Here is a 13,374-nt window from a genome sequence, read left to right on the forward strand (position 1 = left end):
AGTTCCTCCATGCCACTCGACACCCAGAATGCCGCCGCCCCCGAGGGGGCGGCTTACTCGCCATCTGGCGGAAGACGTGAGCCCCGCGAGATCCCGCTGCGCGGCATGCGCGGCATGATTGCCACCAAGATGCGCGAGAGCCTGCAGGCGTCGGCCCAGCTGACCCACCATGCTGGCGCCGAACTCGGTGCCCTGCAGGCCCTGCGTCGCCATTGTCGAGCCGTCGGGTTGACGCCACCCTCGGTGCAGGACCTGCTGCTGCGCCTGGTGGTGCAGACGCTGGCCGAGTTCCCGGCGCTCAACGCGACCCTGGAGGACAACCGCATCACCGAGCACCCCGAGGTGCACCTGGGACTCGCCGTGCCGCTGCCTGACGACCTGCTGGTGGCCCCGGCGCTGTTCGATGCCCAATCAGTCGAACTGGGGGCGCTGCCCGGCGCACGACGCGACCTGGTGGAGCAGGCCCTCGCCGGGAAGCTATCGGTCCGTGAGCTGACTGGGGCCACCTTCACCGTCTCTAACCTGGGGCGCTCACGGGTGCACCATTTCACGCCGATTCTCAACCTCCCCCAAGTGGCGATTCTTGGCATCGGTGGTATCGAGGCGCGGGTGGTGCCCGACGAGGCGGGCGGCGTTCGGTCGGCCGAAGTGATCGGCCTGTCGCTGACCTTCGATCATCGTGCGGTCAATGGCGCGCCGGCGGCGGCCTTTCTCGATGGTCTGGTCGAGCGCGTCGAGAGCATCGCGCCCGATGCCTTTGACCATGAACTGCGCTGCTGACCCGGGGGAACCATGGCCGTTCCGCTAGAAATCTCCAGCATGACCTTGCAATGCCCCACGGTGGAGGAGGGGCTGGCCGCCGAGGAGGCCCTGCTCGACACGGTCTGCCAGGGGGAGGCATCGATCGGCTGGCTGGCCTGGTCGCCCACCGACCGCGCCCTGGTGATGCCCCGGCGCCACGAGCGCCTGGCGGGCTTCCCCGATGCTCGGAACCGACTCGCCGCGATGGACTGGCCAGTGCAGTTTCGCGCCACCGGCGGCACGCCGGTGCCTCAGAGTCCGGCAGTGGTCAACCTGGCGCTCGCCATCCGCTGTCGGGTGGGCGGTTCGGCCGCCCACCTCGAGTGGGGCTATCGCCGCCTGGGCGATCCCTGGTGCGATTGGCTCGGTGTTCTGGGCCTGTCGGACGCCGACCTCGGCCCGGCACCCGGCGCCTACTGCGACGGGCGCTACAACGTGCGCATCGCGTCACGCAAGCTGGTCGGCACCGCCCAGCGCTGGCGGCGGGTGCGGGGCTGTCGCGACATGGCCCTGCTGGTCCATGGCGCCATGCAGGTGGACGATACCCCCGAGGCGCTGGTCGCCGTGGTCAACGCCTTCCAGGCGGCCATCGATGATCCCCAGCGCTTCTTGGCTGGGAGTCACATCGCCCTTCGTGACGTCTTGCCCCAGCTGCAGCTAGCATCCGCCATTCCCGGTCTGGTCGAACGCCTGATGACGTGGCAGGCCCCTCCTGAAGATGGCACATATTGCAAGTGAGCGTGCCAGCTGGCACTAGACGCTTGGCGGTGTCAAGCTCGCAGATGTTGTGGCCCCTGACTGCTGGACGGCTTGTGCAATCTGCACAATTTGCGTGTATAGCCTCAGTCGTAGAGAACGCAGAACCCTGCTAAGGACGCTCCCCATACCGTGTGCGCCGCGCTCACCGCAGGGCGTCTTCCAAGATCTTCAGCCGACCCGGCACCAGGGCATCCTCCACGGCGGTGATGCGCAGCACCTGGCCGAGGTCCGGATGGGCCGGGCGAGCAATCAGCCGCCCGGCCTCGAGCAGTTCGCGGTTGACCCGCTCGGCGAGCTCGGCGCTGGGCAACCGGATGCCGATGAAGTTGGTGGCGCTGGGCAGCACCTCGGCGCCGAGCGCGCGGAAGTGCTTGGCCAGGCGCTCGCGGCGCTTGAGTACCGCGGCGATGTGCTCGCGGGTCTCGTCGGGATGGTCAAGCACCACCTCGGCGGCGGCCAGGGTCAGGGTCGAGACCGCATAGTGGATGCGCACCTTCATCATCATCGCCAGGGTCTCGGGCTCGGCGATGGCATAGCCGATGCGCAGCCCCGCCATCCCGTGGGCCTTGGAGAGGGTGCGCAGGCGGATCACGCCGGGCAGGACCTCGCGGGCGAAGGGGGACTCGGCATCCTCGCGGAAGTCGTGGTAGGCCTCGTCGAGCAGCAGCCAGCAGTCGTCGGGTAGCGTCTCGCGCAGGCGGCGAATGGCCGTGTCGTCGTGCAGGTGGCCGCTGGGATTGTCGGGATTGGCCAGATAGACCAGCCGGGCCTGTTCGCGTCCGGCAGCGGCCGAGAGGGCCTCGAGATCGGGGGCGAGGCGGCCCGGCGCCGCCTCGTAGGGCACCTCGACCAGCCGGCAGCCCTGGCCCCGGGCAAAGTAGCCAAAGGTGGGGTAGGTGCCGGCGGTGGCAACCACGGCGATGCCGGGCTCGGCCACGGTGCGCAAGGCGAGGGCAATCAGGCTGTCGGCGCCGGCGTCGACCAGCAGGGCCTCGAGCGGGATGCCCTGCTGCTCGGCGAGCCGCCGGCGGACGCCCAGCGCCTCCGAATCCCCGTAGCAGTAGGCATGCTCGACCATGGCGTCACCGAAGTGCGCACGCAGCGCACGGTGAGGCATGTCGAGCCCCTCGTTGGAGCCCAGGCGGTGGGGGATCTCGCGGCCCAGGCGGCGCTCCAGCACACGGATCCCGGGGAAGGGATTGGTGGGACCGTCGCCGGTCAGGTGGTCGGGAAAACGGGGCATCGTGAACTCCCAGTCAGGTGTGGTCCGAGGGCATTTCGTCGCGATCGGTCGGAGGCGGATCTTGTTCAGGGCGGCGCCTGCCGAGCATGACGACGGCAATCGCCGCCAGGATCAGCAGCAGGGCTATCACCACCTGCAGCGTCAGCGGCTCGCCCAGCAGCAGGCTGGCGCTGAGAACACCGACGACCGGAATGATCAGGGTGCTGATGGTGGACTGGCCCAGGGTGAGACGGTTGACGTTACGGAACCATAGCATCTGCGCCAGGCAGATCGAGAACACCAGATGGTAACCGAGGGCCAGCCAGGTCGTGTCGAGCCAGTCGCCGGGCGGGGGCGGCGACTCTTGCCATGCCGCTAGACCGATCATCGGCACAGCACAGAGCGCGAACTGCCAGCCGGTGATCACCACGGGGTGACTCTCCCAATGACCTCGTCGCTTGATCAGCACGGTGCCAAGCGCCCAGGAAAGAGCAGCACCGAGCACGATGACGGGCCCGACGAGGTCCTCGGTCCGGGCTGCCAGCGCCGCGGGCCCGAGCAGCACGACCAGCCCCAGCTGGCCGGTGGCCAGACCCAGCCACTGGCGTGGCCTGACGCTTTCGCCGAGCAGCCCCCACGCCATCAGCAGCGCCCAGCACGGCATGGTGAAGGCGATGATAGCCGCCTGTGAGGTCGGCATGCGCAGTTGGGCAAAGGCGGTGGCCAGGTTGAAGCCGAGGATGGTGAAAAGTCCGGTGACGGCGAGCCATGGCCACTCCTGGCCCGTCACACGTAGTGGCAGGCCACGCCATCGGGCCCAGCCCAGCAGCACCAGTGCACCAGCGGTAAAGCCGATGGCGCGCAGGCTGAAGGGCGGCAGGTCGCGGAGGATGAAACGCACCGCCGGCCAGTTACCGCCCCAGAAGAGCCCGATGGCGAGGATCAAGGCCAGCGAGGCGAGTACCGGTCGGGCAGCCAGCAAACGGGGCAGGCGGTCAGCGAGTAAGCGTGCCATCGAGCGTTCAGCCCTCCTCCGGAGCGAGTACCTTGTGGCGATTGAGCAGTCTGTGCGGGTCGAGGGCTCGCTTGAGGGTGTGCATCAGTGTGATCTCCTCGGGGGTCCGCGAGAGGGCAAGGTAGTCGCGTTTTTCCAGGCCGATGCCGTGCTCGGCCGACACCGAGCCGTCAAGCTCGGCCAGTGGCGTATAGACGAGCCGTTCGACGGCGCGACGGGCCGCCGGATCGTCGCTGCCGACGGTGATGGAAATATGCAGGTTGCCGTCGCCCAGATGGCCAAAGGTGACCATGCGCCCCCGAGGCCAGTCGCGGGCCAGGGCCTCTTCCAGCCTGGCGACATAGCGATCCATCTCGGGGATCGGCAGGCTGACGTCGAAGGTGAACAGCGGCGAGAGGGCCTGGATCAGCCCCTCGATGTCCTCGCGGATCGCCCAGAGGGACTGGCGCTGAGTGTCGGACTGGGCGATGGCCGCATCACTGATCAAGGCGTCTTCCAGGGCGCGCTCCAGGGCCAGGGAGAACTGGGCGCCATGGCTCTGCGGGTCGCTCCCCAGCGACTCGAGGATCACGTAGAAGGGCGCCTCGGGCGACAGCGGTGGCGTGTGCCGGCCGCTCTCCTCGGTGAGCAGGCGATAGTGGCTCTGCCACATCGCCTCGAAGGCCGCCAGGCTGCCTCCCAGGTGCCGGCCCAGATGGCCCAGCAGGCCGGTCAGAGCCTCGAAGGAAGGGCAGGCGACCAGCGCCGTCTGCACGTCCGGGGTGGGCGGCTGCAGGCGCAGCACCGCCCGGGTGACGATGCCCAGCGTTCCCTCGCTGCCGATGAACAGCTGCTTGAGGTCGAAGCCCGCATTGTTCTTGAGCATGCGGTTCATCGAGCTGACCACGGTGCCGTCGGCCAGCACCGCCTCCAGCCCCAGCACCTGCTGGCGCATCATGCCGTAGCGGATGACCCGGATGCCGCCGGCATTGGTGGCGATGTTACCTCCGATGGTGCAGCTGCCGCGGGCGCCCAGGTCCAGGGCAAACTGGAGGCCGATTGCCTCGGCGGCCTGCTGGACGCTCTCCAGTGGCGCACCCGCCTGCACGGTCAGCGTGGCACCGACCGGGTCGACGGCTTCGATGGCGGTCATGCGCTCGAGCGACACGGCCAGCTCCTCGGGATCCGCCTCGGCCCCATGCACCAGCCCGGTGAGGCCGCCATGGGTGACCACCGGCTGGCGAGCGGTATGGCAGGCACGCATCACCTCGGCTAGTTGCGAGGTCGATCCCGGTCGCACGATGGCCCCGGCGCGGCAGGGCGCACCGGTCAGCCAGTCGACCCGTCGGGCGCCGACATCCTCGCCGGTGAGCACGTTGGCGGCGCCGACGATGGTGGTGATCTCCTTCAAGAGGGCGTCCATGACAGGGGCGGGCTCCGAGTGGCGTGGGTCAGGCGGTGGCCAGGACGTGTGCCCTGCCGGGGATGGCTTCGAGCAGTTCGCGGGTGTAGGCCTCCTGTGGCGAGAGGAAGACCGCTTCGGCGGTGCCGTGCTCGACGATACGGCCGTACTGCATGACGATGATGTGGTCGCAGATCTGGGCGGCGACGCGCAGGTCGTGGGTGATGAACAGCAGCGACAACGAGAGCTTCTGCTTCAGATCCTCGAGCAGCTCGAGGATCTGCGCCTGAATGGACACGTCCAGCGCCGAGACGGCCTCGTCGGCGACGATTAGCTCGGGATTGAGGGCCAGCGCCCGGGCGATGCCGATGCGCTGGCGCTGGCCACCGGAGAATTCATGGGGGAAGCGCTCGGCCGAGGCAGCCCCCAGGCCGACCAGGTCGAGCAGATCGCCGGCCTTCTCGAGCGCCTGTTGCCGGGGCACGCCGTTGGCGATGGGCCCCTGGGCGATGGCCATGCCGACCCGGGTGCGCGGGTTGAGCGAGGCATAGGGGTCCTGGAAGATCATCTGCACCCGCTTGCGTTCGCGGCGCAGGGTCTCGCCCTTGAGACTGGTCAGATCGACGCCGTCGAGCAGCAATTCACCGCTGTCGGGCCGCTCCAGGCGGACCACGCAGCGCCCCAGGGTCGACTTGCCGGAGCCCGACGCGCCGACGATACCCACCGTCTCGCCGCGCGCCATGGTGAAGCTGACATCATCCAGGGCGTGGACCTCACGCGAGGGCTTGAAGAGGCCACCGCGGGAGCGGAAGACCTTCTGCAGGTGACGGACCTCGAGCAGCGGGGCGGTCTGGTCGGCCTCGCGGGCGGCGGGCATGGCGTTGCTGGGAATCGCCTCGATCAGCGCCCGGGTATAGGCATGCCGGGGATGCTCCAGCACCTCTCGGGCCTCGCCGAGCTCGACGATGCGTCCCTCGCGCATCACGCAGACCCGGGTCGCGATCTCGGCCACCACCCCGAAATCGTGGGTGATGAACATCACCGCCATGCCGTGGCGCCGCTGAAGATCGCCGATCAGGTCGAGGATCTGCGCCTGGGTGGTGACGTCCAGCGCCGTGGTGGGCTCATCGGCGATCAGCAGCTCGGGTTCCAGGGCCAGGGCCATGGCGATCATCACCCGCTGGCGCTGGCCGCCGGAGAGCTCGAAGGGATAGGCGCGGATGGCCTTCTCGGGCTGGGGAATGCCCACCTCGATCAGCAGCTCCAGGGCGCGGTTCTGGCGCTCGGCCGGGGTGAGGCGGTTGTGCGCCTCGAAGACCTCGCCGATCTGGGCGCCGACCCGCATCAGCGGGTTCAGCGCGGTCATCGGTTCCTGGAAGATCATGCTGATGCGCAGCCCGCGTAGTTCGCGATGCTGTTTCTCGGTCAGCGTGAGCAGATCCTGGCCATCGAACACCACCTCGCCCGCGGTGGCTCGTACCCCCTTGGGCAACAGACCCATCAGGGCATTGGCGGCCATGGACTTGCCGGAGCCGGACTCACCGACCACACACATGATCTCGCCGCGCGCCACGTCGTAGCTGACGTCCTCCACCGCGAAGTCGCGGTCGGCCCCGTGCGGCAGGGCAATGGTCAGGTGGCGAATGCTCAGCAGGGTGTCACTCATGGAGTTCTCCTTGGCCGCCGTTCATGAGCGCTCGCGGGCGAGCTTGGGGTTGAGGGCGTCGTCGAGGCCTTCGCCCACCAGGTTGAGCGCCAGCACGGTCAGCAGGATCGCCACGCCGGGAAAGAAGCTCAGCCACCAGGCCTGACGGATCACCGTGCGGGCCGCGCCGATCATGTAGCCCCAGGACATCACGTTGGGGTCGCCCAGGCCGAGGAAGGAGAGGGCGGACTCCAGCAGGATGGCCGTGGCGACCATCAGCGAGGCCAGCACGATGATCGGCGACAGGGTGTTGGGCAGGATCTGGCGCAGGATGATGGTGGCGTTGGTCTGGCCGACCAGGCGGGCCGCCTCCACGTACTCGCGGTGCCGCAGCGACAGGAACTCGGCGCGCACCAGGCGGGCCACCGGCGGCCAGCTGACGATGGCGATGGCCAGCACGATGGAGGTGATGCTGGGCTGCATGATGGCGACCAGCACGATGGCCAGGGCGAAGTTGGGGATGGTCTGGAAGAACTCGGTGAAGCGCATCAGGCCATCGTCGACCAGGCCACCGTAGTAGCCGGCGATGGCGCCCAGCGGCACGCCGATGGCCAGGGCCACGGTGGTCGAGACCAGGCCGATCAGCAGCGAGACCCAGGCGCCGTGCATCAGGCCGGCGGCGACGTTACGGCCCATGGTGTCGGTGCCCAGCGGGAAGCCGTCCGCCTCGAGCGGCGCCAGGAAGGGGCGCTGCACCATGCGCCAGGGCGATTCGGGGAACAGCAGCGGAGCCAGGATGGCCATCAGGATGATCGCCATCAGGATGATCAGGCCCACCAGGGCGCCGCGGTTCTGGACGAAGCGGGCGAAGAAGCTCATGACGCCTCCTTGATGCGCGGGTCGGCCAGGCGGTAGACGAGGTCGGTGATGATGTTGAAGACGATCACCAGGGCCGCCGAGAAGAAGAAGATGCCCAGCAGCAGGTTGTAGTCGCGTTGCTGTAGCGCCTCGAACATCAGCCGGCCGATGCCGGGCCAGGCGAAGACCGTCTCGGTGAGGATGGCCCCGCCGACCATCTGGCCCGCCTGCAGGCCGGCCAGGGTGATGATCGGCAGCAGGGCGTTGCGCAGGATGTGGCGTCGCTGGATGACGCTGTTCTTTAGGCCCTTGGCGCGGGCCGTCTTGACGAAGTCCTGCTGGGCGGCCTCGAGCATCGAGGCACGCGTCATGCGGGTGTAGATGGCCATGAAGAACAGCGCGAGCGTGGTGGCCGGCAGGATCAGGTGCTTGGCGACGTCCAGAGCGAAGGCGAACCCTTCAAGGCCGGCACCCACGGTGTACATGCCGTAGGCCGGCAACCAGTCGAGATAGACCGAGAACAGCACCACGGCCATCAGCGCGACCCAGAACAGCGGGGTGGCGTAGAAGACCAGCGCCAGGGCCATGATGATGGAGCCCGAGGGCCTCTTGACCCGGGCCGCGGCCAGCGAGCCGGCGACGATGCCCAGCACCAGCGACAGCACGAAGGCGGTGCCGGTGAGCAGCAGGGTGGCCGGCAGGCGGGCCAGTATCAGGTCGAGTACCGGCACCTGCTGGCGGTAGGAAAAGCCGAAATCGAGCATGGCCACGCCGGAGACATAGCGCCACAGCTGCACGTGCAGCGGCTGGTCGAGGCCGAAGCGCTCGGTCAGCTGGCGCAGGAACTCGGCATCGGTGGCCCCGGCCTCGCCGGCCAGGATGGCGGCCGGGTCGCCCGGCGCCATCTGGATGAGGAAGAAATTTAAGATGATGATCATGAACAGCACGATCACGGCCTTGAACAGCCGTGACGCGATCAGCCTGGCATAGAGCATGCCATTACCCCCTGGCGACATGAGACGCGGTGGAACGTCGCAGGGGCGGCCGACAGGGCCGCCCCGCCTGGCTTACCTGTCGAGCCAGGCGTTCTTGAAGCCGTCATTGACGCCCACGCCCGAGGTCACCAGGTTCTTGACGTCGCAGCGGTAGATGGTCGGGAAGCCGAGCTCCAGCAGCCAGCCCACCGGCACGTCCTCCTGGAGGAGCTCCTGGACCTCGTGGTAGAGCGCCTCGCGCTTCTCCTCCGGAAAGGCCGTCGCGGCCTGGTTGAACAGCTCATCTACCTTCTCGTTTTCGTAGCCTTCGACGTTGTTCCAGGGCGAGCCCTTGTCGATGTTGCTCGAGAGGTAGGTGCGCGAGATGCCCAGCGCCGGGTCGCCATACTGATAGAGGTAGGTGAAGGCGAGGTCGTAGTCCCAGTCGCCGAGGCGCTGGTTCCAGCCGCCCACGTCGGTGGCCTCGGTGCGCACGTTGATGCCGACCTCCTTGAGGTTCTGCTGTACGGCCTCGGCCCAGCGTGTCCAGGTCTCGCCATAGGGCAGGGGCAGCAGGCGGACCTCCTCGCCGTCATAGCCCATCTCGTCGAGCAGTTCACGGGCGCGGTCCGGATCATGGTTGTAGGACGCCAGATCCTCGTTCTGGAACTTGGCGTTGGAGCCAAACGCCCCCAGCGGCACCTTGCCCAGGCCATTCCACAGTACGTTGCGGGCGAACTCACGGTCCATGGCGTACATGACCGCCTGCCGGAAGCGCTTGTCGGCGGTGGGGCCCTCGCGGTTGTTCATCCATAGCATGGCGAAGGGGCTGAAGTATTCGTGGCCCTGCTCGGTCACGCAGGTGTTGTCCAGTTCGGTGAGGCGCGGGATGTCGAAGTTCTCGACGGTGCCGTAGGGCAGCACGTCGACGGTGCCATTCTCGTAGGCGACCGCGCGGGAGGCCCCGTCGGGGATGATGTGCCAGTTGATGCCGTCGAGGTAAGGCAGGTCCTCCTCGTAGTAGTCCTCGTTCTTCACCAGCTGGATGACGGTGCCGCGGTCCCAGTTCTCGAACTTGAAGGGACCGGTGCCGATGGGATGGTTGTTGGCCGCGTTGTCGCGGAACTCGGTGCCTGCGTAGATGTGCTTGGGCACCATGGTGAAGGTCCCGGCCTCGAAGGAGAGCAGGAAGGGGCCGAAGGGCTTCTCGAGGGTGAAGGTCACCGTATGGTCGTCGACGGCCTCGATGGCGGTCACGTGCTTCAGAACCGCCCGGGCGCTGGGGTTGAGTTCGCGGTGGAAGACATCGGCGGAGAACACCACGTCCTCGGCGGTGAAGGGCTCGCCATCGTGCCAGGTGACATCCTCGCGCAGGTGGAAGGTCCAGGTGCGCCCGTCTTCGCTGACCTCCCAGGATTCTGCGAGCTGGGGCTGGGGTTCCAGGTCGGTGGTATAGCGCAGCAGGCCTTCGTAGATGTTGCCGGCGACCGTGCGGGTCGGGGCGTTCTGGATCATGCCCAGTACCAGGCCGGGCGGCTCGGGCTGGATGATGGTGTCGATGATCCCGCCGGCTTGGGGCTCGTCGGCGAAGGCGGAGGAGGCGGTGATGGCCGCGGCGGTAATGGCGATGGCCAGTGGTGTCTTCATGATGCTGTCCCCGTTGTGGCGATTGTTGTTGGTGATTGTTGTTGGCAATGGGCAGTCACCTGAATGAAGCTAGCAGGCACCGCTCAAACTGTCGACAGTCGTCAATCGACGGTCGACAAGCGACGCCCATTGGCCATACTGGGGGGAAGCCATCCCGATACGAGTCCGAGCCGCATGCCTGCCCCCCCAGCTGCCACACCCGCCGCGTTCATCCAGCAGCGAAACCTGGTGGACCAGGTGGCCGACTACCTGACCCAGGCCATCATCGGCCAGCGCTTCGCCCCTGGCGAACGGCTGTCGGAGGTGCAACTGGCCCGCGATCTGGGGGTGAGCCGCGCGCCGGTCCGCGAGGCAGCGCGGCTGCTGGAGAGTCGCGGCCTGCTGGTCTCCCAGCCCCGGCGTGGCTTTTTCGTGCGAGCCCTGGATGCCGGCGAGCTCGCCGACATCTTCGATCTTCGACTCTGCCTGGAGCGCCATGCCATGGAGCGGCTCGCCGGGGCCTGTCCGCCCGAGGCCCTGGCGGCACTGCGCCGGCAGGTCGAGATGCTGTGCGAGGCGTCGGGCAGCGGTGACGAGAGCCGGCGCATCGAGGAAGACCTGGCCTTCCATCGCCTGCTGATCGCCTCGGCGGGAAACCGCCGTCTGCTCAGGACCTTCGAGGACCTGGCCCACGAGCTGCGGCTGTGCATCACCCTGATCACCAAGACCCACGAGGCGCCGGACTCCATCGCCGAGAGCCATCACCTGTTGCTTGATGCGTTGGCCAGCGGCGACGGGCCACGCTGTCGCGAGGCCATCGATTACCACATCGGCGTGGCACGGGACTCCGTGGTCCAGAGCATCGAGGGGGCTCGCGAGTGACCGAGAGGTCCTGGCCCCCGACTTGCTTTCCATCTTGCGTCACGCCATGTTGACGCTGTCGATGGCGACTGGAAGGCGATACCCCCGATGACCCTGCTCGATCTTCGCGCCGCCACCCTGGGCCAGGAGCACGTCGCCCATGCCCATGACCACCATCAGCTCATCCTCGCCACCCGCGGGGCCACCGAGCTCTCCATCGAGGGGCAGGGGGGGCGCATCACCGGCAGCCGGGGCTGTCTGATCCCCTGCGGCCGCCATCACGACTACCGGGGCGATGGTCGCAACCGCACCTTCGTGCTCGACATTCCTGCCGCGAGCCTGCCGGCCCTGCGCGATGGCGAGGCCATCGAGCGCCTCTTCGAGCGGCCACGCTTCTTCGCCGTGCCGCCGCGTCTCAATCGCCTGGCGGCAAGCCTGATGCAGCAGCTCGAGTGCTGTCCGGCCCTGCACAGCGAGATCGCCGCGCTGCTGCTGCGGGCCCTCTATCTGCACCTCGAGTCCGCGCCGCTGCCGGCGGATGCCGGCGTGGCCGCCAGCCCGGGCTTCAGCGAGCGCCTCGACCTGGCGCGCCTGGACGCCTGGATCGACCACCACCTCGCCGACGAGATCCGGGTCGAGCAGCTGGCCGCGCTCTGCGCCCTGAGTGCGGGGCACTTCCATGCCTGTTTCCGGGAGCTGACCGGCGCGACCCCGTTGGCCTATGTCCAGCGGCGGCGACTGGAGCACGCCCGTGCCCTGGTCACCCACAGTGGCCTGAGCCTCGGCCATATCGCCTCCCTGGTGGGCTTTCGCGATCAGGGCAGCTTCTCCCGCGCCTACCGCCGCCGCTTCGCCGTCTCGCCCTCCCGGAGCCGCCGGGAGGGCCGGGCATTGCCGAGTCTCGGGCAAGAGCAGCGCAGTTCCGGGCAAGCAGATGGGCCCGAGTCGACCTAGTCTGAAGGTCAGCTGTCTCGTTGTGTCCTCTGCAGGGAGGGCGAGATAGGCTCATGACAATGACAAGACGACACGAGGTTGACCATGAAAGCGAAGACACTCCCCGGCGCCCTGGCCCTGGCCGCGCTGCCCCTGGCCATCGCCAGCACCCAGGTGCAGGCCCAGTCCACGGAAATGGCCATCGCCACCATCCTCCCGGAGAACATGAGCAACAATGAGGTCTACCCGGCACTGGTGCACTTCAAGAACCTGGTCGAGACCCGGACCGATGGCGAGGTCACCGTGTCGATCTTCGGCAACAGCCAGCTGGGTTCCGAGGTGGAGACCGCGTCCGAGGTCCAGGGTGGGCGTACCCTACAGTCCACCATCATTACCACCGGTGCCATGTCGTCCTTCTATGACGACTATCAGCTGATGACCGCCCCCTTCATCTTCGACAACTGGCGCCAGGCCTGGGCCTTCTTCGACGGGGAATGGTTCGCCGACTTCATGTCCGGCACCATCGAAGAAACCAACATGCGCTACCTGGGTACCTTCGATGACGGTGGCGGCTTCGTGGCCTTCACCAACAACAAGCGCCCGATCAAGACCGTGGAGGACCTCGAGGGGCTGAACATCCGCACCGAGGAGAACCCCGGGCACGTGGCCATCATGAAATCGCTGGGCGCCTCGGCCACGCCGCTGCCCTGGGGCGAGGTGATCACCGCCCTGGAGACGGGCCTGGCCGACGGGCAGTTCAACGCCCCGGTGCTCAATGTCACCTATAACTTCGACGAGGTGACGGACTACACCACGCTCACCGGCCACGTCTACAACAGCGCGGCCTGGCTGGTCAGCGAAGATTGGTTCCAGAGCCTGACCGAGGCCCAGCAGGAAGCCATCGTCACCTCCGCCCGCGAGGCCGTCGCCATCGGCCACGGCATGTCCGGGGCGCTGGCTACCGCCAGCTGGGTGGAGTCCTGCGAGCGCTTCGAGGAGTGCTACATCATGCCCCCCGAGGAGCGGGCACGCATGGCGGAGATCGCCACGCCGGCATGGAAGGACTGGATCGTCAACGACTTCGGCATCGAGGCTGAGACGGTCGATGGCTTCCTCGCCGAGGTCGCTCGGGTTGGCGAAGAGGTCGTCGAGAACGACATGGCCAACTATGGCCAGTGAGAGTCGCGAGTGAGTGAATGGCCCGAGTGATCCCATGGGCCAGTGAGCCGGCAGGCGCCCAGGCGCCTGCCCCTTCGGACGGTTGACCTGCTGGTCGGTCGTCGTTCCTCCGAGGTACTC

At 67.7% G+C, this 13,374-nt stretch carries 12 protein-coding genes; 5 read left to right on the plus strand and 7 right to left on the minus strand.

What is annotated here, in order from left to right; translation table 11 throughout:
- Positions 1-9: 9 nt before the first annotated feature.
- Positions 10-780 carry a 2-oxo acid dehydrogenase subunit E2 gene (locus tag OP498_RS11560; RefSeq protein WP_280548213.1) on the plus strand — a complete coding sequence of 257 codons (771 nt, stop codon included), beginning with the start codon at positions 10-12 and terminating at the stop codon, positions 778-780.
- 39 nt (positions 781-819) lie between these two features.
- Positions 820-1,539 carry a lipoate--protein ligase family protein gene (locus tag OP498_RS11565; protein WP_280548211.1) on the plus strand — a complete coding sequence of 240 codons (720 nt, stop codon included), beginning with the start codon at positions 820-822 and terminating at the stop codon, positions 1,537-1,539.
- Positions 1,540-1,702: 163 nt separating this feature from the next.
- Here the strand turns inward: OP498_RS11565 and OP498_RS11570 are convergent, their stop codons facing one another.
- The 7 genes from OP498_RS11570 to OP498_RS11600 all read right to left on the minus strand — a co-directional run bounded on the left by OP498_RS11570 (position 1,703) and on the right by OP498_RS11600 (position 10,302).
- Positions 1,703-2,803: an aminotransferase class I/II-fold pyridoxal phosphate-dependent enzyme gene (locus OP498_RS11570; protein WP_280553623.1), complete on the minus strand. Its 1,101-nt coding sequence runs from the start codon at positions 2,801-2,803 to the stop codon at positions 1,703-1,705.
- Between the two features lie 13 nt (positions 2,804-2,816).
- Positions 2,817-3,797, minus strand: coding sequence for a DMT family transporter (locus tag OP498_RS11575; protein WP_280553624.1), 981 nt, complete (start codon positions 3,795-3,797; stop codon positions 2,817-2,819).
- Positions 3,798-3,804: 7 nt separating this feature from the next.
- Entirely contained in the window at positions 3,805-5,199 is a 1,395-nt protein-coding gene (locus tag OP498_RS11580) for an FAD-binding oxidoreductase (protein ID WP_280553626.1), read from the minus strand.
- 28 nt (positions 5,200-5,227) lie between these two features.
- Positions 5,228-6,844, minus strand: coding sequence for an ABC transporter ATP-binding protein (locus tag OP498_RS11585; protein ID WP_280553627.1), 1,617 nt, complete (start codon positions 6,842-6,844; stop codon positions 5,228-5,230).
- A gap of 21 nt (positions 6,845-6,865) precedes the next feature.
- A complete protein-coding gene (locus OP498_RS11590; protein WP_280548205.1) occupies positions 6,866-7,702 on the minus strand; it encodes an ABC transporter permease in 837 nt (278 codons plus the stop codon).
- Positions 7,699-8,676, minus strand: a complete 978-nt coding sequence (locus OP498_RS11595; RefSeq protein WP_280548203.1) for an ABC transporter permease — start codon at positions 8,674-8,676, stop codon at positions 7,699-7,701. The genes OP498_RS11590 and OP498_RS11595 overlap by 4 nt, the downstream gene beginning before the upstream one ends.
- A gap of 72 nt (positions 8,677-8,748) precedes the next feature.
- Complete coding sequence (locus tag OP498_RS11600) at positions 8,749-10,302, minus strand: ABC transporter substrate-binding protein (RefSeq protein WP_280548202.1); 1,554 nt, start codon at positions 10,300-10,302, stop codon at positions 8,749-8,751.
- A gap of 174 nt (positions 10,303-10,476) precedes the next feature.
- On the opposite strand from OP498_RS11600, the gene OP498_RS11605 reads away from it, so the two are divergent.
- From OP498_RS11605 to dctP, 3 genes are all read left to right on the plus strand, one after another.
- Positions 10,477-11,163, plus strand: a complete 687-nt coding sequence (locus tag OP498_RS11605; protein WP_280553628.1) for a GntR family transcriptional regulator — start codon at positions 10,477-10,479, stop codon at positions 11,161-11,163.
- An 87-nt stretch (positions 11,164-11,250) separates the two neighbouring features.
- Positions 11,251-12,096 carry an AraC family transcriptional regulator gene (locus tag OP498_RS11610; RefSeq protein WP_280553629.1) on the plus strand — a complete coding sequence of 282 codons (846 nt, stop codon included), beginning with the start codon at positions 11,251-11,253 and terminating at the stop codon, positions 12,094-12,096.
- Between the two features lie 84 nt (positions 12,097-12,180).
- Complete coding sequence (dctP, locus tag OP498_RS11615; protein ID WP_280548199.1) at positions 12,181-13,254, plus strand: TRAP transporter substrate-binding protein DctP; 1,074 nt, start codon at positions 12,181-12,183, stop codon at positions 13,252-13,254.
- Positions 13,255-13,374: the final 120 nt, after the last annotated feature.

Source organism: Halomonas sp. 25-S5, assembly GCF_029889845.1.
In the GTDB taxonomy this organism is placed as follows: domain Bacteria; phylum Pseudomonadota; class Gammaproteobacteria; order Pseudomonadales; family Halomonadaceae; genus Halomonas.

Bases quoted from the DNA above. Each gene is read 5' to 3' on its own strand.
- OP498_RS11560 (WP_280548213.1), top strand. From the start codon at position 10: ATGCCACTCGACACCCAGAATGCCGCCGCCCCCGAGGGGGCGGCTTAC.
- OP498_RS11565 (WP_280548211.1), top strand. From the start codon at position 820: ATGACCTTGCAATGCCCCACGGTGGAGGAGGGGCTGGCCGCCGAGGAG.
- OP498_RS11570 (WP_280553623.1), bottom strand. From the start codon at position 2,803: ATGCCCCGTTTTCCCGACCACCTGACCGGCGACGGTCCCACCAATCCC.
- OP498_RS11575 (WP_280553624.1), bottom strand. From the start codon at position 3,797: ATGGCACGCTTACTCGCTGACCGCCTGCCCCGTTTGCTGGCTGCCCGA.
- OP498_RS11580 (WP_280553626.1), bottom strand. From the start codon at position 5,199: ATGGACGCCCTCTTGAAGGAGATCACCACCATCGTCGGCGCCGCCAAC.
- OP498_RS11585 (WP_280553627.1), bottom strand. From the start codon at position 6,844: ATGAGTGACACCCTGCTGAGCATTCGCCACCTGACCATTGCCCTGCCG.
- OP498_RS11590 (WP_280548205.1), bottom strand. From the start codon at position 7,702: ATGAGCTTCTTCGCCCGCTTCGTCCAGAACCGCGGCGCCCTGGTGGGC.
- OP498_RS11595 (WP_280548203.1), bottom strand. From the start codon at position 8,676: ATGCTCTATGCCAGGCTGATCGCGTCACGGCTGTTCAAGGCCGTGATC.
- OP498_RS11600 (WP_280548202.1), bottom strand. From the start codon at position 10,302: ATGAAGACACCACTGGCCATCGCCATTACCGCCGCGGCCATCACCGCC.
- OP498_RS11605 (WP_280553628.1), top strand. From the start codon at position 10,477: ATGCCTGCCCCCCCAGCTGCCACACCCGCCGCGTTCATCCAGCAGCGA.
- OP498_RS11610 (WP_280553629.1), top strand. From the start codon at position 11,251: ATGACCCTGCTCGATCTTCGCGCCGCCACCCTGGGCCAGGAGCACGTC.
- dctP (WP_280548199.1), top strand. From the start codon at position 12,181: ATGAAAGCGAAGACACTCCCCGGCGCCCTGGCCCTGGCCGCGCTGCCC.